19 protein-coding genes and 1 pseudogene are annotated in these 21,113 nt (G+C 39.0%); 2 read left to right on the forward strand and 18 right to left on the reverse strand.

All coding sequences use genetic code 11. The annotated features are described in order from the left end of the window. The first annotated feature begins 170 nt into the window (after positions 1-170). Complete coding sequence (locus HT736_RS04345) at positions 171-1,433, forward strand: NRAMP family divalent metal transporter (RefSeq protein WP_054388107.1); 1,263 nt, start codon at positions 171-173, stop codon at positions 1,431-1,433. A gap of 398 nt (positions 1,434-1,831) precedes the next feature. On the opposite strand, the gene nrdI is transcribed toward HT736_RS04345, so the two are convergent. The 5 genes from nrdI to HT736_RS04370 all read right to left on the reverse strand — a co-directional run bounded on the left by nrdI (position 1,832) and on the right by HT736_RS04370 (position 6,534). Beyond that, the gene (gene nrdI, locus HT736_RS04350; protein WP_050209058.1) at positions 1,832-2,302 is read right to left on the reverse strand and encodes a class Ib ribonucleoside-diphosphate reductase assembly flavoprotein NrdI; all 471 of its coding nucleotides are present in this window, start codon (positions 2,300-2,302) and stop codon (positions 1,832-1,834) included. Between the two features lie 77 nt (positions 2,303-2,379). Then, positions 2,380-2,913, reverse strand: coding sequence for a hypothetical protein (locus HT736_RS04355; RefSeq protein WP_023935558.1), 534 nt, complete (start codon positions 2,911-2,913; stop codon positions 2,380-2,382). 60 nt (positions 2,914-2,973) lie between these two features. Next, on the reverse strand, positions 2,974-4,260 hold the full coding sequence (locus HT736_RS04360) for a response regulator transcription factor (protein ID WP_172930784.1): 1,287 nt from the start codon (positions 4,258-4,260) through the stop codon (positions 2,974-2,976). A gap of 11 nt (positions 4,261-4,271) precedes the next feature. Beyond that, a complete protein-coding gene (locus HT736_RS04365; RefSeq protein ID WP_078374262.1) occupies positions 4,272-5,942 on the reverse strand; it encodes a sensor histidine kinase in 1,671 nt (556 codons plus the stop codon). Next, the gene (locus HT736_RS04370) at positions 5,920-6,534 is read right to left on the reverse strand and encodes a DUF624 domain-containing protein (protein WP_023935553.1); all 615 of its coding nucleotides are present in this window, start codon (positions 6,532-6,534) and stop codon (positions 5,920-5,922) included. The genes HT736_RS04365 and HT736_RS04370 overlap by 23 nt, the downstream gene beginning before the upstream one ends. Positions 6,535-6,668: 134 nt before the next feature. On the opposite strand from HT736_RS04370, the gene HT736_RS04375 reads away from it, so the two are divergent. Further along, positions 6,669-7,238, forward strand: coding sequence for an MptD family putative ECF transporter S component (locus tag HT736_RS04375; protein ID WP_000415698.1), 570 nt, complete (start codon positions 6,669-6,671; stop codon positions 7,236-7,238). Positions 7,239-7,433: 195 nt separating this feature from the next. Here the strand turns inward: HT736_RS04375 and HT736_RS04380 are convergent. From HT736_RS04380 to HT736_RS04440, 13 genes and pseudogenes are all read right to left on the reverse strand, one after another. Next, a pseudogene (locus HT736_RS04380) lies at positions 7,434-7,652 on the reverse strand (hypothetical protein); the annotation flags it as partial. Positions 7,653-7,674: 22 nt separating this feature from the next. Then, entirely contained in the window at positions 7,675-8,919 is a 1,245-nt protein-coding gene (locus HT736_RS04385) for a hypothetical protein (RefSeq protein WP_025170636.1), read from the reverse strand. Positions 8,920-9,103: 184 nt separating this feature from the next. Beyond that, complete coding sequence (locus HT736_RS04390; protein ID WP_050223307.1) at positions 9,104-9,973, reverse strand: Rgg/GadR/MutR family transcriptional regulator; 870 nt, start codon at positions 9,971-9,973, stop codon at positions 9,104-9,106. A 130-nt stretch (positions 9,974-10,103) separates the two neighbouring features. Beyond that, the gene (locus HT736_RS04395) at positions 10,104-10,796 is read right to left on the reverse strand and encodes a methionine ABC transporter permease (protein ID WP_000444653.1); all 693 of its coding nucleotides are present in this window, start codon (positions 10,794-10,796) and stop codon (positions 10,104-10,106) included. Between the two features lies 1 nt (position 10,797). Then, entirely contained in the window at positions 10,798-11,859 is a 1,062-nt protein-coding gene (locus HT736_RS04400) for a methionine ABC transporter ATP-binding protein (protein WP_054393083.1), read from the reverse strand. Next, a complete protein-coding gene (locus HT736_RS04405; protein WP_000231812.1) occupies positions 11,852-13,225 on the reverse strand; it encodes a M20/M25/M40 family metallo-hydrolase in 1,374 nt (457 codons plus the stop codon). Before HT736_RS04405 ends, HT736_RS04400 begins: the two co-directional genes overlap by 8 nt. A gap of 99 nt (positions 13,226-13,324) precedes the next feature. Further along, the gene (locus HT736_RS04410) at positions 13,325-14,179 is read right to left on the reverse strand and encodes a MetQ/NlpA family ABC transporter substrate-binding protein (RefSeq protein WP_000694496.1); all 855 of its coding nucleotides are present in this window, start codon (positions 14,177-14,179) and stop codon (positions 13,325-13,327) included. A 153-nt stretch (positions 14,180-14,332) separates the two neighbouring features. Next, positions 14,333-15,163: an amino acid ABC transporter substrate-binding protein gene (locus HT736_RS04415; RefSeq protein ID WP_000724930.1), complete on the reverse strand. Its 831-nt coding sequence runs from the start codon at positions 15,161-15,163 to the stop codon at positions 14,333-14,335. 256 nt (positions 15,164-15,419) lie between these two features. Then, positions 15,420-15,743 carry an AzlD domain-containing protein gene (locus tag HT736_RS04420; RefSeq protein WP_000253927.1) on the reverse strand — a complete coding sequence of 108 codons (324 nt, stop codon included), beginning with the start codon at positions 15,741-15,743 and terminating at the stop codon, positions 15,420-15,422. Then, complete coding sequence (locus HT736_RS04425; protein ID WP_000659732.1) at positions 15,733-16,428, reverse strand: AzlC family ABC transporter permease; 696 nt, start codon at positions 16,426-16,428, stop codon at positions 15,733-15,735. Before HT736_RS04425 ends, HT736_RS04420 begins: the two co-directional genes overlap by 11 nt. A 158-nt stretch (positions 16,429-16,586) precedes the next feature. Further along, positions 16,587-17,813 (reverse strand): MFS transporter, encoded by a 1,227-nt coding sequence (locus tag HT736_RS04430; protein WP_000862438.1) that lies wholly within the window; start codon positions 17,811-17,813, stop codon positions 16,587-16,589. 1 nt (position 17,814) lies between these two features. Beyond that, the gene (locus HT736_RS04435; protein ID WP_054393081.1) at positions 17,815-19,740 is read right to left on the reverse strand and encodes a protein kinase family protein; all 1,926 of its coding nucleotides are present in this window, start codon (positions 19,738-19,740) and stop codon (positions 17,815-17,817) included. A gap of 492 nt (positions 19,741-20,232) precedes the next feature. Continuing rightward, entirely contained in the window at positions 20,233-21,096 is an 864-nt protein-coding gene (locus HT736_RS04440; protein WP_054393080.1) for an XRE/MutR family transcriptional regulator, read from the reverse strand. Between the last annotated feature and the right edge of the window lie 17 nt (positions 21,097-21,113).

Raw genomic sequence — 21,113 nt, forward strand, 5'->3', positions numbered from 1 at the left:
GAGATTTTCGAAGAGTATTGCTATCATAGTAGTTATTTTCAGATCTTCTTTGTAAATTTTCTGTAATTTTCTATCTTTTTTCAAAATATTCTTGCATTTTCCCAAAGTTTTTTGTAGAATATAGATTACATATCCAGATTATTCTGAAAATTCAAAAAGGAGTATTTATCATGTCGCAAGCTATTTCGTTAAATCAATCAACCTGGACAAGTAAACTAAAAGCAATGGGACCTGGAATCCTAATGGCAACTGCCGCTGTTGGAGGTTCCCACATTGTATCTTCCACTCAAGCTGGCGGTTCTTACGGTTGGTCTCTACTTCTCTTGGTCATCTTAGCCAATGTCTTTAAATATCCATTTTTCCGTTTTGGTGCTGAATACACAGCTGATACTGGAAAGACTTTGGTTGAAGGTTATGCCGAAAAAGGAAAACTCTATCTCTGGATTTTCTTTATTCTCAATGTCTTTTCGGCTATGGTCAACACGGCTGGTGTTGCCATTCTGTGCTCAGCTATCATCGCCAGTGCCTTCCCAATGATTGGTCTTAGCATCACTCAGTGGTCCCTCATTCTCGTTGCCATCATTTGGGCTATGTTACTCTTTGGAGGCTACAAACTTTTAGACGGCATGGTCAAATGGATCATGTCAGCTTTGACCATTGCAACTGTTCTTGCAGTTATCATAGCAGCGGTCAAGCATCCAGAATACAGTTCTGATTTTGTCGAGAAGACACCTTGGCAAATGGCAGCTCTGCCCTTCATCGTCTCCCTCCTAGGATGGATGCCTGCTCCTATTGAAATTTCATCTATCAATTCACTTTGGTCAGCTGAAAAGAGAAAGACCGTCAACTTTAACAAAGAAGACGCTCTGTTTGACTTTAACACTGGTTATATTGGAACAGCTATCCTAGCCGTCTTCTTTGTGGCACTGGGAGCACTGATTCAGTATCCTACAGGGCAGGCGGTTGAAGCTGCTTCAGCCAAATACATCTCTCAATTCGTGGGCATGTATGCCTCTGTTCTTGGCGAATGGTCCCGTTACTTGATTACCTTTATTGCTTTCCTGTGTATCTTTGGAACAGTTATAACTGTTATCGATGGCTATTCTCGCGTTAATCAGGAATCTCTCCGACTGCTAATCAGTCAAAAAGAGGACAATCGTAAATCTTTGAACATCTGGATGACCATCACTGCTATCATCGGTATCGTCATTATCAAGTTCTTCGCTGGTCAGGTTTCAACCATGCTCCGCTTTGCCATGATTGGCTCTTTCCTGACAACACCTTTCTTTGCTCTTTTGAATTACGCCTTGGTAACGCGTGAAAACAAAAATCTTCCTTCTTGCCTCAAACACCTTGCCATTGCGGGATTGATTTTCCTCTTTGGCTTCGCCATCTTCTTTATCTACGCACTCGCAATCGGAAAAGCAGGTTAACTGACAAGCGCGAGATGAAGATAATACTCTTCGCAAATCAAATTCAAACCACGTCAACGTCGCCTTGCCGTACTCAAGTACAGCCTGCGGCTAGTTTCCTAGTTTGCTCTTTGATTTTCATTGAGTATAAGGTTTCATTTCAAGAGAAAATTCAGCAAATATTTCTATGATAAAAAGCATAAGAACAAGGTTTTGAAGACCTGAACTTATGCTTTTTTACGTTCTTAAAGACTGTTTATACTCAAAAAACAGTTGAACAACTTCAACCACCTCTTATAAGAACTTTATACTATTCGAGAATCTCTTCAAACCACGTCAGCTCTATCTGCAACCTCAAAGCTGTGCTTTGAGCAACCTGCGACTAGCTTCCTAGTTTGCTCTTTGATTTTCATTGAGTATTAATTCTCCTTTTCCAACTCATACAAATCTGCGATAATCGCTGCAACACGTTTGATATCTTCCAGCATGCCTCTCATTTCAAAGTCAGCCAAGACAGGGAAACCAAAACGTTGACTGTATTGCTTAGCTGTCAGGCAGTATTGGTTATTAAAGTTACGATTTCCTGAGCCAACCACGCCAAAACACTTACTAGCATTGTCACCATAGGCGATAAAATCCCCCACTGGTGTCGTCAATATCTCGACATCTCCGTTATCCACGCCATTCCCACCTTCTAGGTAGGTTGGCAAAAAAGCGACATAGGGATGGTCCATTTCATAGAAATCTTGGCCTTCCTTGACCAAATCTTTGATATGAATCTTTTGGACCTCAATCCCCTCGTACTGGGACAAGAGATAGTCTTTCAAGCGCGTCACAAAACTCTCAGTATTGCCACTCAAACTAATATAAACTAAAGAAATTGTCTTCATATTTTCCTCCATGATTTTATTTTTAATCGAAAAAGAACTACCAAGATTGTAACTTGATAGCTCTTTTTTGTCAATACTTAAGCAAGATTTTCTGCTTCCTCTTCTTCTGCCAAGGCTTTCTGCTGACGCCATATCTTGTAGAAGACAAGGGCTAGGAAAAGAACATTGATGACGATAGAGAGAATGCTAACGGCTTGTGAAATAACACTTATCCCTAAACGCATGGTTTCATCGTGAACTAACTGCACAGCATCCTGTAAACCAACATAGCCATAAATCGAACCAATAATGGCTAGCAAAACATAGCCGACATAAGTATAGTTTGCATATTGCAAATTCTTACGAATAAGGAAGACAATCGCTACAACCACTAAAATAGCAGATAGCACAATCAAGGCCATATTAAAAATAGAATGAGTTGATTCTGCTACTCTATAGCTGTAATTGATGTTGTCTTCTAATTGCTGAGCACTGACCCCTGCAACTTGTTTCTGAGCGGCACGAAGGGCTTCTTTGCTAGGTAAGGGACTCAACATTCCAAACAGAGACATAGCTGAAATAAGGGCAGACAAGATTAGCAAGACCCATAGATAAATTGGTTTCTTTTTCATAATAGAACCTCCTGATAATATTATTCATATTATAGCACTTTTTGCAAAGGAATACAAATCTTATAGTATCGTTTCTACCTGTTTTCGGTAAGCTTTTGGCGATTTTCCGCACAATTTTCGGAACACTTTATAGAAATATCCAAGGTTACTGTAACCAACAGCATAACAAATATCTTCGATACTGTCACTGGTTGAAAGCAAGAGCTGCTGGGCAGCCTTAATACGTTGTTTGTTTAGTAACTCTGCAAAGGTCGAATCGGTTTCTCGCTTAATCAACTGCCCTAGATAGACAGGATTGATAAAGAGAGCCTTACTGATATCCTTGAGGGAAAGCTCTTTTTGGTAATCACGACCAATGACTTCCAGCACACTGACCACATTTTCATTCATACGGTATTGACCGAAAAAGCTGGTCAGAGTTTCCTTGATATAAGAAACCAATTCATCGAAGGCTTGAATAGCATGAATGGTTTTGACAATGTCCGTCATATCATCAGCTTTGAGATGTTCAAACAAGTGAAAGACATCCATGACAAACTGGATAAAAAGCTGTTTGGTAATCGGAACACGCGGTGTATTTTCAAGAACCACTTTCTCCAAGAGGTTTAACTCTTCCACGATTTGATTGAGATTCCCCTGAATGATAACCCTATAAATCGGTTCGTAATAGGCAAAGAGACTCTGAGACTGTTGTAGATTTACAGAGCCGTAAAAGAGGGCTTTCTCAGCATTCAGCTTCCAGCCTTCAAAGTGTTCTTGATAGGGAGCTTCAAAGGGAGTAACGACTAAACCATCTAGGGGTTGGTCAGAAATGAAAATCTGCCAGTCTTGACCCAATACATAGTAGGGAATGGTGAAGGAACCTTGCTTTTCCTTGGATAGACCTATCCACCAATTCTCCTTACCTCCTAAATAACTGACAAATCCAGCCTCATCTAAATCTTGACTGAGGGTCTGACTTTTCTTTCTTCTCTCTCCAAGCTGACCTGCAATCTTCTCCAGCAGATTTCCTAACTCTACCTTATCAACAGGCTTGACCAAATAGTCCACTACACTAAGGCTCATGGCTCTTTTTACATAATCAAACTCCTGATAACCTGAGAGCAAGATATAGGCAGCATCTGGTAAGATTTCTTTCATCTCCCGAATCATATCAAGCCCTGTTTTGTCGGGCATATTGACATCTGAAATGATGACATCGATGGGATTTTCCTGAACATATTCTAGGGCTTCATCGGCATGACTGGCTGTTGCGACGACCTCCATATCCCAATTATCAAAGGGAATCAAACGTTTCAGACCTTCTGTCACCATGTACTCATCATCTACTAATAATACTTTATACATTTTCTCCCTTTCTACTCATCTTGAATTGTAATACGATACTGAACACCTGCTTGCTCTGCAGACTCTACACTAATAGCATATCGTTCCCCAAAATAGAGCACAAAACGCTCATGGACATTGACAATCCCGATAGACTGCCTTTGATCACTGTAGCTGTCTTGGTGTTCAAAATGTCTCTGACTTAATTTTTCTCGAATATTTGCCAGCTTTTCAGCAGACATCCCACGACCATTATCTACCACTAAAATTTCCACAAAACCATCCTGTTTAAGAGCCTTGATGCTAATCACATTATCTGTCCGTCTATGGTCAACACCATGCGCGAAATAATTTTCTACCAGCGGTTGCAAGGTAAACTTGGGAATCTTCATATTCTCTAACTCTGGGTCTATCTTGAAACCATAGGCAATAGATTTAGGATAGCGAACCATGCAGAGATAGCTGTATTTACGACAAAATTCTAATTCCTGTTTGAGAAGAGTTTCTCTTTCGTCGGAAATATTGTTACGCAAGAGACTACTGAATTCATAAATGATATCTGCCAACTCATCTTGACTCTGCATAACTGCATACATGCGCAAGAACTCCAGCGTATTATACATAAAATGAGGATTGATTTGCGCCTGCAAGGCTCGCATATTGGCATCTTTTTGACTAAGCTCTAACTGGTAAATATCATGGATATTCTTTTCCAAGCGATCCAACATATCATTGGTCGTCTCCGCGATTAGGAGTAATTCCTGATCTTTTTCGGAAATGTCAATCCGACGCCCCTCTTCGCCTTGAGCAATGACTTGAATGGATTCTACTAAATCCACTACCTGCTTTTGGTAATTAGCAAAAGTCTGCCTCAAAGTCAGATAAAGAATGATAATAAAGAGAAGGCTCAAGCCCACAATCAAAGCAGAGCTAGTCACTGTTCCTTGTAAAACAAAGTTTTTGGGAACTGCCACCTGAACCTGATATCCATGAGAGGTTAAGCCAACTAGCCAATTTTCACTCTCCTTATCAACTGTTTCACCAATATGAAAAATCTCCGTATCAAAAGGTGAGGTCACTGTTACTGCCATCGGAGTATGACCTCTAGTATTATCAATGGCATGGTATAAAACAGCAGGATCCAAGGAGATGTAAATCACTCCTAAGTCTTGATCTGACACTGGATCTGACACCGGAATGGCAAAACTATTTCCTGCTGGTTTGAAATCCTCAGCCCTGATTTTTTCTCCACTACGTTTGTCTTTAGTAGAAACATAGACTTCCTTGTAATCTTGAAAAGCAATGGCCACTCCAGTTACAAAATCATTTCGAACATAGAGGTCATCAACATTTTCATGCAGAGAGACTGATACATAAGGCGAAGCTTTCCGCTCTAATTGCCAGTAAAAATAGTCTGGCATGCTAAGGCTAAAGTATTTATAGATTCCCTCAATACGAGCTTGATTTTCAACTAAAGCCTGAGCTATCTGGGTTGATTCTCTATGGTAATATTCAATTTCACTCACTGTTCTAGCAGTTACACGCTGGGCTACTCTCTGGGCTTCCTTTTCCCGTGAATCCCAGTCAGCGTAAGAGAGTAAGATTGCAAAACTCGCAATAATAATGATCATCACTGAACTGTAGGTTCGCAGAAGCGTATGTAGCCAAAACTGCTTCATCCTACTTTGTCGCCAATTTTTCATGGATACTTTCATAGACCGGTTCCAACATATCACTGATAAAGAAATGCCACATCCCAATTCCTACAAAGAAAAGCAGAGCAGGCATATAGTAACCAATTGCTACAAGTAGCACGGTCCCAAGGAGAACCTTGACCACAGCTGCTAGGCTCATAAAGATGCCAATCAAGGATAGTTTAAGGCTATTTCGATAGGACAAATCAAAATAAACTTGTAATTTCAAAGATACTGTATAAGCCAAAAAGATCAGGGCAACTACTAGAACATTTAAAAAGGTCGCAATCAAATGAACAATGGTCTGATGAGGCAATTGTACCAAGAGATACAGGCCATAAACCAAAACTAGATCCACTCCTAGAAAGCTATAGAAAATCAGGTTGCTTGAGACAAAATTTTGCTTATAAAGAGACCAGGCCTCCTTCAAACTGTATTCCCGAAAGCTATAACCATGTTCTGCATATAGGCTCATCAAGGTGGCACTAGCAGGCGCTAGACCAAGGATAATCCCTCCCACCAAGGTTAATAGCCAAAAGAAGGCTGTCGCAATCATCCCTAAAAAGAAACGATTAAAGACAAAGTCTAAAAATCTCCCCATGATATCCTCCTAAAAATAACTATGAAACTATTATATCATATTTCAAGCGTTTTCAAAAACTTCTAGTATCCATTTACAATCCCATCAAACCATGGTAAAATGAGAATTGTGAAAAAATGATCAGGAGACAATTCATGGAAAAATCTATCTTAACTACACTGCTTTTTGCAGTTCTTTACTTCCTCTGCATGGGGATTGGTGTTCTTTTGGGCAATCTCCTTGACCAAACTGGAAACATGTTTTATGCGCCTGCTTTTACTGCCCTTGTCGGCGGTAGCGTCTATATGATTCTAGTCGCAAAAGTTCCGCGCTTTGGAGCCGTTACCACTATCGGTCTTGTTATTGCTCTCTTTTTCTTGGGAACTAAACACGGTGCCGGTGCCTTCCTTCCTGGAATTATCTGTGGGCTGCTAGCAGATGGAGTAGCTAACCTCGGAAAATACAAGAACCAAACTAAGAATTTCCTTTCTTTCATACTCTTTGCCTTTAGCACAGCAGGACCAATCTTACTCATGTGGATTGCACCCCAAGCCTATATGGCAACCCTTCTAGCAAGAGGAAAATCGCAAGAATATATCGACCGTATCATGGTTGCGCCAAACCCTGGAACTGTCCTTCTATTTATCGCAAGTATTGTCATCGGAGCCCTAGTGGGTGCCTTGATTGGACAAGCCTTGAGTAAAAAATTTGCACAGAAAATCTGATTAGTTAAAAAGAGCCAGGCGGCTCTTTTTTATTTATGGCTCAAGACTTGGTCAAGAAGTCTCCCAAGAATTGATACTCTTCGAAAATCTCTTCAAACCACGTCAACGTCGCCTTGCCGTAGGTATATGTAACTGACTTCGTCAGTCTTATCTCCAACCTCAAAACAGTGTTTTGAGCAACCTGCGGCTAGTTTCCTACTTTGCTCTTTGATTTTCATTGAGTATGAATTTAAAGATAATCAAAATGATAATGATGGTTGCCAAGATAGTTTTATCGTGATTGTAGCGGTTAAATCCATAAGCGATGACTACGTTACCAATACCGCCAGCTCCAACCGCACCAGCCATAGCTGTTTCACCAACAAGGGAAATCAAGGTTACAGTCGTCACACGAATCAAATCTGGAAGACCTTCTAGTAAGCCTGATTTGCCTAGGTTAAACTTTTTTACCTGAAAAACTTCTTTTTTCTAGTGATAAAATCAACCCTATCACACTCACTACCAAAAATACCCACCAACAAAGCCTGATATCTTGCAAAGCTAAGAAGGAAAATACAGACATCCCCAAGGGTAATGTTAGGGAAAAAATCATACTCAAGAGATTATTACTTCTAGCTAATACATCCGCACTCAAATTAGACAGTAACAGAGTATCTAATTTAGGCATTGATTTCGACATCAAATACATGACAAAGGCTAAGCAAACAACACCTACTAGAGGAGAAAAATCTAAAATATTAGCAGTAGCAAGCAATACAAACAGAATTGCATTGAGCGATAACAAGCTTGAAAAAGACCATTTCCCAAAATAATCATGGGGAGTTAGGCTACCAAGAATAGCTCCTCCCAAGCTAACACATTCAATTAAAAATAAGGCTTGAGCATAGCTGAAATGATAGATAGTATGGTCTAATAAGTAAAAGTGATAAATACCTCCAACAGCTCCTCCCAAAGTATTCATTACCAAAATGACAAGAATAATTTTAAACAATGATTTACTTTCTCTCTGTCTAAAGATATCATCCATGTCCGCATAGATTGCCTTAACTTGTTGAAGTAAACTAATAGGTTCATTCTCTACTGTTACAGACAAATGCGTCAATTCTCTTCTATTTTTGAACAAAATAAGAGAAGATAGTAAAAAGAAGCCAGCATTCACAATTGCAACAAAAGAAAAATCTTGGTGGCTTGTTGTGAGTAACCACACTCCTAAGGCTTGACCTCCTAGATTTGATAAATAGGAAACAAACTGAGTAAAGGAATAAGCTTCATAGAGCTTATCTTCTGAAATATTATGCTGGATAATCGGCATACGAAGGCCTGCTGTATAATCCGATAAAATATCTGAACAGATATTAACCATACAGATAAAAGCAAACGTCACGAAGTTCTGATCATGAATCACACTAGCAATCAAAAGAAATAGTAGACTTTGCACACAACCAACCCAAATAATTGTCCCTGCTTTATTCCGAGTATGATCAGCCTTAATCCCAGCATAAAAAGTAAATAGGAAAGGTAAAATCGTAATCATATTCGCCATAAATACAGCTATATTTTTAAAGGGTAGACTCGCAGCATAAACAATAAATACCAGATTATAAATATAAGCTCCACTTGAGCTTAAAAACCTCGATAAGGTAAGTATTCTAAATAAATGATGTCTTAAGAATAGTTTCATAACAGGTCTTTCTCACATTTCAAAGAGTATTCTATTGAATCCAGTCTAACAAAAAAAGCGGGGCTCCCCACTTTTTTGTAATATATTTTTTCTGAAAATAGAAACTCTAGCGCCTAGAAACTACTAATTATCACTCCATCTACAAGGCTATTTATTTTTCATCAGTCGATGTAACGAGAATATATTACAAATCTTTATTTGAAAGCTGATTTGCAAAATAGTTTTCATAGTATCTTGCACCATCTATATACTCTAAATCTTGTAAGATTGTAATGCCCCTCTGGATTTTTTCAAGACCCTTATTTTCTACTTTAAAAATCGTATCATAATACCCTTTAGCAATCATATAAATGATTTTAAGATAAGCTTGAGATTCTGGTAGATCTCGTTTTTCAATCTGAAAAACAAAATAGTCTGCTTTTAATTTATCCTTTTCCTCTATCGCTTTAAAAAGTCCATTAATTAAAATGGTATCAATACCGACTTTGTTACTAGGTAAAGAGCCTAATAAATCCGTCTTTTGCAACATCTCCCTAGAATATTTAAAATAGAGGGGCAGAGGAAACAAAGTAGAAATCGTTGAAAATAGTTCCAATTCATAATTTCCCCAGATATCAATAGTAAAAAAATAGTCATAGAGAAAAGTCAGTTCTTCATCCGTTGCCCTTATTTCTGAATCAAAAAACACAAGAAGGCTTTTGATACGAATCATTTGTAAAAGATAGCTTTTTTCACCACTTGATCTATACTTTTGAATCGTCTCTTCATACAAGGCGTGGAGAGAATCAATCCCTTCTCTATCATATAGTTCCCAGAGATTTTCTTGAAAAGCCAAAGCCTTTTTCTGAGAAAAACCACGTACCAAGTACATAAATTCATTCAAATCAGAGTGGATGTTATCTAAGGCAGTAATCAATTTCATAGATGATAAGTCTGCTTCTCCACGCTCAAATTTGCTCAGCATGGAATAAGTAAACTCTCCTCCCGTCGCCTCCTGTAGAGATACATTCCGACTCTTTCTCAATTCTTTAAAAACTTCTCCCAGATTTTGCATATTGACTCCCCACAATGCTTAACTCTCTAACTCATAAAAGTGATGATTGATAGCAACCAGTACAGAAAATTTCAAGTCTTGACGATAACGACAACTCCTATGAATGATGTACAGATTGCCTAGCCCTTTTTTATTTATGGCTCAATTTCTTGGTCAAGAAGTCTCCCAAGAATTGGATTGTAAAGATAATCAAGATGATAATGATGGTTGCCAAGATGGTCACATCGTGATTGTAGCGATTAAATCCATAAGCGATGGCTACGTTACCGATACCACCAGCTCCAACCGCACCCGCCATAGCTGTTTCCCCAACAAGGGAAATCAAGGTCACAGTCGTCACACGGATCAAATCTGGAAGACCTTCTGATAGGTAAACACCCACGATGTCCCAGAAAGTCGCTCCGCTCGCTTGAGCCGCCTCAATGACACCACCATCCAATTCAGCCAAGACAACCTGCACTTGACGGGCAAAGAAGGCAAAGACCGCAAAAGATAGGGGTACGATAGCTGCATTTGGACCAATGCTTGTTCCTACGATTAGATGAGAGAAGGGTGACAAGACTGCCAAGAGAATGATGAAAGGAACCGCACGGAAAATAGAGGTAATCTTATCTAAAATCCAGAAGACGACCTTATTTTCCAAGACACCACCTGGCGCTGTCAAGACAAGGAAAAGACCTGCCACCAGTCCCAAGAGCCCTCCGATGATAAAGGAAAGAACTGTCATATAAAGGGTTAGGTAGATGGCTGTTCCCCAGCCTGCTTGACCAGCCCAGCCCATCTTATAGACATTTGGTAAATAGGTTTGAATCAATGATTCCATCTTACTGTCCTCCCTTCAATACTTTTAGTTGTACACCTGCTTGACGAATGGCTTCTTGGGCACCTGCCAACGCTGCTTTTTCACCTGACAAGACTACAACCAATTCTCCAACAGGAGTACCATCGAGAATTTCGATATTCCCATAGAGAATATTAGCCGTTACTTGGTAACGCTTGTACAATTCATTCAAAAGCGGCTCGTCTGTTGAAGCACCTGCATACTTGAGTTGCACCAAAAGGCTGTTTTCAGACAAGTGTTCCACAATTTCTTGTTTCTCGATTTTGACCATGGCTTCGTCAATACCTGTAGCTGTTGAGATAAAGTCTTGAGTTAAAGGTTGTTTAGGGTCTGAGAAGATTTCAAGCACACTACCCTCTTCAATCAAATGCCCGTCCTGCATAACCGCCACACGGTTGGCAATATCTTTGACAATCTGCATTTCATGCGTAATCAAGACAACAGTCAAGCCTAATTTTTGGTTCAAATCTTGCAACAAAGCCAAAATCTGCTTGGTTGTCTTAGGGTCAAGGGCAGACGTTGACTCATCTGAAATCAAGATTTTTGGGTCATTTGCCAAGGCACGCGCAATGGCCACACGCTGTTTTTGCCCTCCAGATAATTGTGAAGGGTAGTTTTCAGCACGGTCTGCCAAGCCAACCAAGTCCAACAACTTAGCTACTTTAGCCTTCTTTTCTTCCTTGCTGAGTCCAGAGTGTTTGAGGGCAAAGGCTACATTCTCCTCTGCTGTCTTTTGGCTCATCAGGTTAAAATGCTGGAAAATCATCCCGATATCTTGACGTTTACGACGCAACTGCTCGGCCGTCAAGGTCACCTTATCATCAAAAATCACATCGTCGTCAATGGTAATTTTTCCTGCAGATGGTTTTTGCAAGAGGTTAATCACCCGTACAAGGGTTGATTTCCCTGCTCCAGAATATCCAACGATTCCGTAGATATCCCCTTCTTGGATATGAATGGTCACATCCTTGACCGCTGTGATAGTTCTCTTCTTTTGGTGAAAAGTCACATCGATCTGATCTAACTTGATAATATCTCTACTCATAGCTTCTAATCAGCTCCTCTACTAATTCAATATGGGTGTAATAATCGGCGATTCGCACATTTTCATCTCCACCGTGATCTCGGCTATTAGCGTTTCCTAGACCGAAGGCCACCATTGGTACCTCTAGGGCATCAAAGACCGTATGCATAGGCCCTGTCCCAGCTGTAGTCGGCAAGACTGAAACGCCCTGTGGATAGAATTTCTTGGCCAACTCGATTACATTGAGAATGGCTGGCGCGCTCATATCGCTTCGATAGCTCATCTCTCCCAAGGTATAGTATAATTCTACCTTATCAAAGCCATTTTTGTCTAGCTGTTTCCGAATTTTTTCCAGAACATCATGCGGTTCTAAGCCCGGAACCAGACGAACCTCTAGCTTGGCACTGGCTTCTGCTGGCAAAATCGTTTTAACTCCTTGTCCTTGATAACCTGACTGAATCCCTTCGATATTAAGGGCTGGCTCGAAAAAGAAACGTTTTAGAAAGGCCATCCGCTCCTCCTGTAAGAGAGGCAACTCCAAGCCATAAATCCGACTGACTTCCCCTGGATTGCGTTGAGCGTAAGTGTCCACCAAGGACATTTCTCGTTCATTTGGCTCTTGTACTTCTTCGTACAAACCTTCAACCAAGATACGGCCATCCGCAGCACGAAGAGACTGTAAGGCTTGGAGGAGATACCAAGGAGCTGATTCCACAACCCCACCATAACTCGAGTGGATATCCACATCAGCACTTTTCACCTTGGCATCAAAGGTCACAATCCCCTTATTTCCACCAGAAATTTCCAGCTGTTCCAAGGCATTTTTGGTTCCTTGTTCCCAGACCAACAAATCCGCCCCACGGAGTTTATCCGCATGCTTTTCCAAATACTTATCCAGGTCTGTCGAAGCCGATTCCTCCGCTCCCTCCATGATAAAACTGATATTGACAGGCAGGTCATCGTGGTGCTGCATGTATTTTCTCAAAGCACTCAAACGAGCTGTGATATGACCCTTGTCGTCATCAACCCCACGTCCATACATGAAACCATTGCGCACCGAAAGCGTAAAGGGATCCTCTGTCCAGACCTGATCTCCGTCCGCTGGCACAGTGTCATAGTGGTTATAGAAAATCAGGGTCTTGGCATCTGGACGTGAACTCTTGAAATGCGCCATGACAAAAGGCGCCGTGTAAGTCTCATCAATCTCCACTTCAGCCCCCACACGCTTGAAAATCTCACCCAGATAGTTTGCGACTTCCTTAAGTCCAACCTGCTGGGCAAAGACCGACTTCTTAGAAATCAAGGTACGCAAAACCTCAAAATAATGCTGGGCTACATGATCCTTTTCAAATTTTTCAATCTGTTCTTGTTCACTAGGAAAAACCATATTCTCTCTACCTTTCTATGAAACTATAGTCTTCTTTACAATCCATGCTCTATACAAAAGCAAGAGGTGGAATTCTCTCTCCCACCTCCCTGTTTCTTATTACCAAACTGGTTGATCCAAACCGTCTGATGTTTCTTCGATAACTTTTTTCACTTCATCTGTATGGTAAGCTGCGATCACTTTCTTGATAGCATCAGCTTTTGGTGATGTTTCCCAATCTTTTTTCGCAACGATGATGTTGTACCATTGTTTTGAATTTTCATCAGCTTGTTCTTTGAAAAGTGCTTTCTTGTAGTCCAATTTTGCTTCTGTAACGAAGGTATTGTTTACAACAGCAGCGTCAACTGATGACAATGAACGAGCTGTTTGGCTAGCATCCAATTCAGTGATTTTCAAGTTCTTTGGATTTTCTTTGATGTTAGCAACTGTTGCAAGAGCAGTTCCTGAAACGTCCAATTTAATCAAGCCAGCTGATTGAAGCAAGTAAAGCGCACGGCTTTCGTTTGTAGCATCGTTCGGTACAGCGATTTCTCCGTTTGCTGGGATGTCTTCTACTTTAGTGTACTTGTTGTCACTTCCATTCAAACCTGAGTAAAGGCGGATTGGAGAGATGTAAGTATCAGCAATCGCTACAAGGTCTTTCCCGTTTTCTTTGTTCCAGTTGTTCAAGAAGTTATAGTGTTGGAAAGCGTTCAAGTCTACTTCGCCATCAGCAGTTGCCTTGTTTGGTTGTGAGTAGTCTGTGAACTCTGTAAATTCCAAAGTGATTCCGTCTTTCTTAACCAATTCTTGAACTTTATCCCAACGAGCTTCTTCAGAACCGCTACGGTTGACAGTTGCGATTTTGATAGTTGTTGCATTGTCTGCTTTCTTTTCTGAGTTTCCGCAAGCTGCAAGAGCCAAACCTGCGACTGTAGCAAGGGCTGCTAGGCCAAGCCATTTTTTGATTTTCATGATTCTTTCTCCTTAAAAATAATACCGTACTAGTATCTCATACTTTGTTTTATTTCACAAATTGTTATTAGATAGTCAGATATATAGTTTAAAACTATATATCTAAGAACTGAGAAATCACCCATCTTATTCAGAATGGATGATTTCAAGAAATTATTTAATATCAGCCTCTGCTGGTAGGTAAGTGTCTCCGAAGAATTGTTTAGACAATTTTTCAAGCGTTCCGTCTTTGTAGAGTTCTTTGATGCGTTTGTCTACAAATGATTTCAACTCATCTTGACCTTGAGCAAGAAGTGGGTAAACGTACGGTTGTTGGTCACTTGGAAGTTCAATGACTTTCAAGTTATCCAAACCTTGGTTCTTGATCACTGTTTCAACACCGATTTTATCAAAAATCTTATAGTCAAATTGGCCATCGCTCAAACGTACCATGATTTGTTGGAAGTCTGCCTTAGTATAGTTAAGGATAGTTGGGTTATCCGGGTGTTCAGCGTTGTATGCTTCTAACTGCTTAGCTGATGTAGTGGCTTGAACGACTTCCGTCGATTTTCCACCGATATCAGCGAGAGACTTGATACTAGAGTCATCTTTCTTCACTACAAGGACATTAGGGTTTTGGGCAATTGGTGCGGCATAAAGGTATTTCTCCGCACGTTCTTTAGTGTAGCTAAGATTGTTGACAGCCATATTGTAACGGTCAGCGTCAAGACCTGCAAAGACACCTGACCATTCTGTCTTTTCAAACTTGACATCATATTTGTCAGAATCTTTAAAGATAGCGCGAACGACTTCAATCTCGTAACCAGTCAATTCGCCATTTTCTTCATAGATAAATGGCTTTGGTGATCCATTGGTTGCAACGATGATTTCTTTCTTGCTAGCTGCTTCTCCTTCTTTCTTAGCACCACCTGAGCAAGCTGCTAACACACCTGCAGCAACAAGAGCAAGGGCCGCAAGAGATGAGTATTTAACGATTTTTTTCATGTCATTTCCTCCAAAATAGAATACCTTATAATCTTAACAGAAAAAGACCATTTACGCCATTATATGATATCTATCTCTGTGATAAGTTTTCTTTATGGCTGATTTATACTCAATGAAAATCAAAGAGCAAACTAGAAAGCTAGCCACAGGTTGCTCAAAACACTGTTTTGAGGTTGGAGATAAGACTGACGAAGTCAGTTACATATACCTACGGAAAGGCAAAGCTGACGTGGTTTGAAGAGATTTTCGGAGAGTATTAAAAGACCAAACGCAAGACGGCAATCAAGACCACTCCAAAGAGAACTGTTCCGACTAGATTGCGGTAGCGAAAGGCTACCCAAGCTGTTGGAAAGACGGCTAAGAAGTCCAGCCATTTGATTTGAGGCAAACTTCCAACCTTACCTGCCACTACGCTTGAAAGAATCAAGGCAAAAATAATAGAGACGGGCAAGAACTTCAAAAAACGCTCAACGATCGCAGGCAAGCCCTTATACTTGACCAAGATGAAGGGAATCATACGGGGAATCCAGGTCACAAGACCAGAGAAAATAACTGCTAATAAAAGATACTTACTGACCATCTAAAACCACCCCCATGCTACAACCAAGTAGCGTCGCAAAGAGAACAGCTAGCGACTGAGACACCACTGTCAAGAGTAAAAAGAAGGACACCGCAACAACTGCTAGGATAATGAGCAGATTGCGGACAGGAATCCGTCTTTGCATAATCTGAAATTGCGAAGCAAAAATACCGATAAACATCCCAACTAGGGCAAAATCTAAACCAAAGATTTCTGGATTTGGTAACAGACCACCCAGAGCCGTTCCGACTACTGTCCCCACAAACCAAGCCACATAGCTGTTGAGATTGTTTCCGTGCATCCACATAGGATTGACCTTGTCTGTATGGGCCAATTCTCCCATCAAAACACCATAGGTCTCATCTGTCAAGATACTAGACATACCGATATTGTGCCAAAGACTGGTATGACGAAAATAGGTCGACGCATGCAAACTCAACAAAAAGAGACGCAAATTGATTAGAAAAACCGTCATAGCAATAGCTGCCACAGGAGCTTGAACCGCAATCAGTGCCAACATGGCAAACTGGGCACTCCCAGCATAAACAAAGAGGCTCATCAAGGCCATCTCTACAGGTGTCACATAGGGCGCACCAATAATCCCACAGGCCAGGCCGATACTGACATAACCAAGGGCCGTTGGCATGGCTGCCTGCGCCCCCTCCCAAAATCCTTTTTCTTTCATCTTTCTCCTCATATTGTCTTAATAAATGGGCTGAAAAGGCTCCAGCCACAGCATGGACTATTATAACACATTCAGGAAAGAGAAAAAAGTCTGCTGATTTTGACCATCATAAAAAGACTGGCAATCCAGTCTCAAACATATATTAAACAAATTCTCCGCTAAATACTTTCACGGATATTCAGAAGCATGACAAAGGCAACTAGAAGAAATAGCAATAAAACAAAGCTAACTGCCAGAGTTCCAAAGCTAGTAGCAATGGTTACCAAAGCTATTGTAAATAAGCTAGGTAAAACAACCGTAATAGCACCGATAGAAGATTGAACTGCTCCCATTGACTCCTCAGGTATTTGTTTAAAGACGAGTTCTTGCAATCTAGGAGAGAGAACACCTGCGAAAAAGGCATCCAAGGTACTAAAGATGAGAATCCAGTCAAAACGAACTGTGGCAAATCCTACTAGAAGAAGCAACTGGATGACGAGTGAGGCATAGAGAGCTGTTTTTATAGAAATCATATTTTTCAGATAGCCACTTACAAGGCTTCCGACAATCAGGGCTGACAGTTCAAAAGTGGATAGCAAGGCAAGAGATTGACCTGTTTGTAAATTCAAAAAGGGTTGATTCCTCAAAAATAGAGTAGAAACAGGAACTGTAACATTTATCACTGCTTGACTAATAGAAATAATAAACAAAACCAAGAGCACCTTATTCATATTCCATATCAATTTCGATGATTGGAGCAAATGCTGGCAAAAGGATTTTACAGAGAGTCCTTCTTGATAGCTAATCGTTTTTTCTACTTTCAAGAGGTCAGTTTTTATGAAAATGATACCTAAAAATGCGATTAAAAAGGTAAGAGCGTTCAGTAAGGAAATAAACTGGATAGATAGAATACCTAGTAAGACTCCTCCTAGAATATTACTGATTGTTTTCACTAAACTAACAGTTGATTGTTTAAACCCAATAGCTTCTGCCAAATGGTCTTGCCCAATAATTCTAATGAAAATCGGAGTAAGCATGGCGCCTGAAAAATAACTCAATGTGTCAGACAAGAGGTTAATCAGACAAATAAATGCTACTAGCAACAAGGAGAAAGACTGCCCTGAAAGTGATAAAGACACTATAGAGTAAAGCAAAAATTTTGCAAAACTAATAATTGTATATTTTAGGACACGATGATGTTGAAAATCCGCCAAAACTCCCAGAAAGATTTGTAGAACTTGGGGAAGAGTTTCTGAAATCGTGATGAGTAAAATCGCCAGAGGGGCAAAAGAGGCATCTGCCACATAATTCAAAAAGGCCAGATAAAAAATCGTATCCCCAACCGTTGAAATCCACTGGTTGACAGTTAATTGCCTAAAATCTCTGTTTTGAAGAAATACTTTCATACTAATTCTCCTTCATCTCCATGTACTTAGATAACACATAAAGGTACTCTTGCTTATCTGCTTTAGAATACTTCACATAGCACTCTACTGTATTTAACAAAGACCATGCAACTTCTTTATATTTTCTTACTCTAAAATAAAAATACAGTTCTAACAATGTATCAGCTATCCCGAGCATACCATTCCAGAAATCTGCATATTGAGCAAATTCTGTAATTAATCCTTCAGATAATTCTTTGATTAAATCTGTATACTTTTCAAAATCTATAAAAATCAAAGCACGAATAAATCCTGCTGTCCCATTATTTAGATAAGGTGAAACTAAATTTGATTCTATCGGAACCATCCTACCATTATCTGTCGCAATTAATTTTTCAATAATGATATTAATTCCATAATCAATAACATCGCAATCAAAGTCATATATTTTCATCAAAATAAGTAAGCCAGACAATCCATCTAGTCCTAAATTTTTTTCTCTATGCATCAGATGTTGCAGTAATAGCTGATTATTTTTAGCATTCTCATATCGTTGAAAATTGACTAGTTCTTTATTAATAATCTCAGTAATGGTAAAAGACCTTTCCGGTTTACCAGTTAGAAACTCATCTAAACTATTCAGGGATTCAATTTGATAAACATAAATTTCGTTTAAATCTTTAAGGATATCAGATACTGTTGCATCCTTAGAAAATAGTTTTTCTATAATACTTGTAAAATTTGTTTTTAAACCAAATTCAGCCAATAAAGAATTTAAAATATGATATGATTGTGATAAATCGTCCATTGATTTCACATGCAATCTAGCCAACAAAAATAGTAGTAAATTCCCAACTTTATGGCAATCAGATACTTTACCATCTATAGAGTTCCATTCCTTTAAGCTAATTACACTATACAAACCAATAGCTGGTTTATTATCATACTCATAACTATTTTCTAAATCTACAAAGTAAAGTTTATTCTTTGATTTTATAAAATTTCCAGGATGTATATCATTTAAAATAATATTTCGACTATGAAAATATTCAATCAATTCTAACAGTTCCCTGGTAATCAATAAAAAACTTTTAAATCTCTTAATGTTTAACTCCTTATTAGGCTTCTTATAGCTAACAATAGAGTATGGTTTTGTGTATTTTAATAAATCACTACCATCTATAAATTCATAAATATAATATTGGTTAATCCACTCTGTAACAGTTTCACGCACAGCTGGAACACAATCTAATAATTTTTTTGAAATTTCATATTCATTTTTTCTAAGTGCTTGAGTCTCTACTCCTCCAAAAGAAATAATATGAGGTCGGCACTCCTTCAAAATATACTTTTTCCCTTCTATCACTGAATCTACTTGATAGACATTCCCTCCATTTGACTGTGTTAGTACGGTTTTTAATCTATAATTTCTTGCTAAGTATGAATCCTTTATAAACGTATTCTCTTGAATGTCTTGAATCCATTCTGGTAAGTTAAAATATGCTTTTTGATAGTCTTGCCACTTTTCTCCATTTGGTCCTAGCAACGTCGGAATACCTTTTTCTAAATACTCCAAATCTTCTCTAAAGAACCCATATCTGTAAAAAATTGTATTGGAATCTTTATAGGCACGATCGCTTAGAATATAAATTCCCTCCATATTTTTAGGAATAGTTTGATAAAGTAGTTCTAATATGCTACGAAAAGCATCGTTATTTTTAGGATAAATCGTAAAGTATTTCCCTGAATTAGCAGGAGATTCTCTAATAGAGAAATTATAAGCCACATCTTCTTCCCTATATATATACTTATAAGATATCTTCCTATCATCTAACAACGGAGAAAGAAGATTATAGATATCCTTGTAATTATCAAGAGTTGCCGATATGTGAATTTTATAACCATAGACAGGCAAACTTTCTTCGTCTACAATTTTATATTTATACATTCTTTTCTCCTGTTGTTATGATGACTTGTTCTTTAGCAATTACCTCAGTTGGCATTTTCTACATTAAAATTCCAAAACCTTTATAAGTATAAAAATAAACTTAATAATTGAGTATCTTTTACAATACTGTACAAAAGAAAGTAATTGTCACTCTTTCAGACTGATTGAATCTTTCTGATTCGCGTGTTAATTCATGTACAAATGCTGTCATATGCTTCTCCTCCAATTATTTTTTTATAAACCACTTCTGCTACCTAGGATTTGCTTCAAGTGCTTTACAAGTACAGTATAACACGAAAATTGGCTTATTTTAGAAAATCGCATATTTGATATTTTTTCTTATAGAAATTTCAGATTTGCGATTTTGGTAGATTTGATTATTTCCCTGATATAATAAAGTTATTACTAATGAGGAGGGAAGTAATATGAAGAAACAAGTTTTAACATTATTAACGATCGTTGCTGATATTATTATCTTTTTCCCATTTCTAACTAATCGATAAGCTCTTTGTATTGCTGCAAACGCAATTCAAAAAGGGCTATCAATTGTGGATTTTCTAATACTTGCAGAGATTGGATAAAGTGTTCAATCTCTTTTTGATTGCTTCCTTTGGTTTGAAGAAAAATCTGCATTTTCTTTAAAAACTGCCACAATACTTTTTCAAAAACATCGTATGGACGGAGCATGCGCTCCAGCTCAGCTTCAAAGATTGGAATATAAGAAAATAGCTTGCGCTCCATAAGTTCTGAGATGATATTAAGATAACCACTTTTCATATACCATCGATTGTGTACTAACTCTTTAAATTCCTTGGATTTTTCGAGTAAGGAGGTTGATAAAAAGATCAGATCTTGATTGCTCAAGAAGGGCATAGTATTGCAAAAAAGATAGAGTTCAAACCAGGTCCAAGACTCAATAGCGTAGAGGTAGGTAGTCAAAAACTCGCTATCCTCCTCTGTTAGCGGGTAGCTTTTATCTAAGGAATGGAGTGCATTTTTAATCACAATGGCATTCAAACGACGATAGGTCTGCGCCATCTGTTCTTGATCGACTTCCTCCAATAGCTGCTCTAAAGCAGCTATATCCTGATGGGCAAAGCGATCCACAACCTTTCGACCGATTCGTATATGTGGAGATTCTTGATAGTTGTTGAGCTTGTGCCCAAACTCATCAAAATTCATATTGATCCCTTGGATGGCTAATATGAGCTTATCTGCAGATAGCATAGACTGTCCTAGTTCAAACTTGGACAACTGAGAAGCTGTTAGACCCTCACAGGCCACATCTGACTGCTTAAGTTTTCTCGCCAAGCGCAATTCCTTGTAAAATTCTCCCAATTCCATTCTCTCAATCATCTGACCACCTCCTAGCT

The sequence above is a fragment of the Streptococcus sp. 339 genome, assembly GCF_013277285.1.
Taxonomy (GTDB): domain Bacteria; phylum Bacillota; class Bacilli; order Lactobacillales; family Streptococcaceae; genus Streptococcus; species Streptococcus pseudopneumoniae.

Bases quoted from the DNA above. Each gene is read 5' to 3' on its own strand.
- HT736_RS04410 (WP_000694496.1), bottom strand. From the start codon at position 14,179: ATGAAAATCAAAAAATGGCTTGGCCTAGCAGCCCTTGCTACAGTCGCA.
- HT736_RS04345 (WP_054388107.1), top strand. From the start codon at position 171: ATGTCGCAAGCTATTTCGTTAAATCAATCAACCTGGACAAGTAAACTA.
- HT736_RS04435 (WP_054393081.1), bottom strand. From the start codon at position 19,740: ATGTATAAATATAAAATTGTAGACGAAGAAAGTTTGCCTGTCTATGGT.
- HT736_RS04365 (WP_078374262.1), bottom strand. From the start codon at position 5,942: ATGAAAAATTGGCGACAAAGTAGGATGAAGCAGTTTTGGCTACATACG.
- HT736_RS04395 (WP_000444653.1), bottom strand. From the start codon at position 10,796: ATGGAATCATTGATTCAAACCTATTTACCAAATGTCTATAAGATGGGC.
- HT736_RS04360 (WP_172930784.1), bottom strand. From the start codon at position 4,260: ATGTATAAAGTATTATTAGTAGATGATGAGTACATGGTGACAGAAGGT.
- HT736_RS04405 (WP_000231812.1), bottom strand. From the start codon at position 13,225: ATGGTTTTTCCTAGTGAACAAGAACAGATTGAAAAATTTGAAAAGGAT.
- HT736_RS04390 (WP_050223307.1), bottom strand. From the start codon at position 9,973: ATGCAAAATCTGGGAGAAGTTTTTAAAGAATTGAGAAAGAGTCGGAAT.
- HT736_RS04440 (WP_054393080.1), bottom strand. From the start codon at position 21,096: ATGATTGAGAGAATGGAATTGGGAGAATTTTACAAGGAATTGCGCTTG.
- HT736_RS04430 (WP_000862438.1), bottom strand. From the start codon at position 17,813: ATGAAAGTATTTCTTCAAAACAGAGATTTTAGGCAATTAACTGTCAAC.
- nrdI (WP_050209058.1), bottom strand. From the start codon at position 2,302: ATGAAGACAATTTCTTTAGTTTATATTAGTTTGAGTGGCAATACTGAG.
- HT736_RS04415 (WP_000724930.1), bottom strand. From the start codon at position 15,163: ATGAAAAAAATCGTTAAATACTCATCTCTTGCGGCCCTTGCTCTTGTT.
- HT736_RS04385 (WP_025170636.1), bottom strand. From the start codon at position 8,919: ATGAAACTATTCTTAAGACATCATTTATTTAGAATACTTACCTTATCG.
- HT736_RS04420 (WP_000253927.1), bottom strand. From the start codon at position 15,743: ATGGTCAGTAAGTATCTTTTATTAGCAGTTATTTTCTCTGGTCTTGTG.
- HT736_RS04400 (WP_054393083.1), bottom strand. From the start codon at position 11,859: ATGAGTAGAGATATTATCAAGTTAGATCAGATCGATGTGACTTTTCAC.
- HT736_RS04355 (WP_023935558.1), bottom strand. From the start codon at position 2,913: ATGAAAAAGAAACCAATTTATCTATGGGTCTTGCTAATCTTGTCTGCC.
- HT736_RS04375 (WP_000415698.1), top strand. From the start codon at position 6,669: ATGGAAAAATCTATCTTAACTACACTGCTTTTTGCAGTTCTTTACTTC.
- HT736_RS04370 (WP_023935553.1), bottom strand. From the start codon at position 6,534: ATGGGGAGATTTTTAGACTTTGTCTTTAATCGTTTCTTTTTAGGGATG.
- HT736_RS04425 (WP_000659732.1), bottom strand. From the start codon at position 16,428: ATGAAAGAAAAAGGATTTTGGGAGGGGGCGCAGGCAGCCATGCCAACG.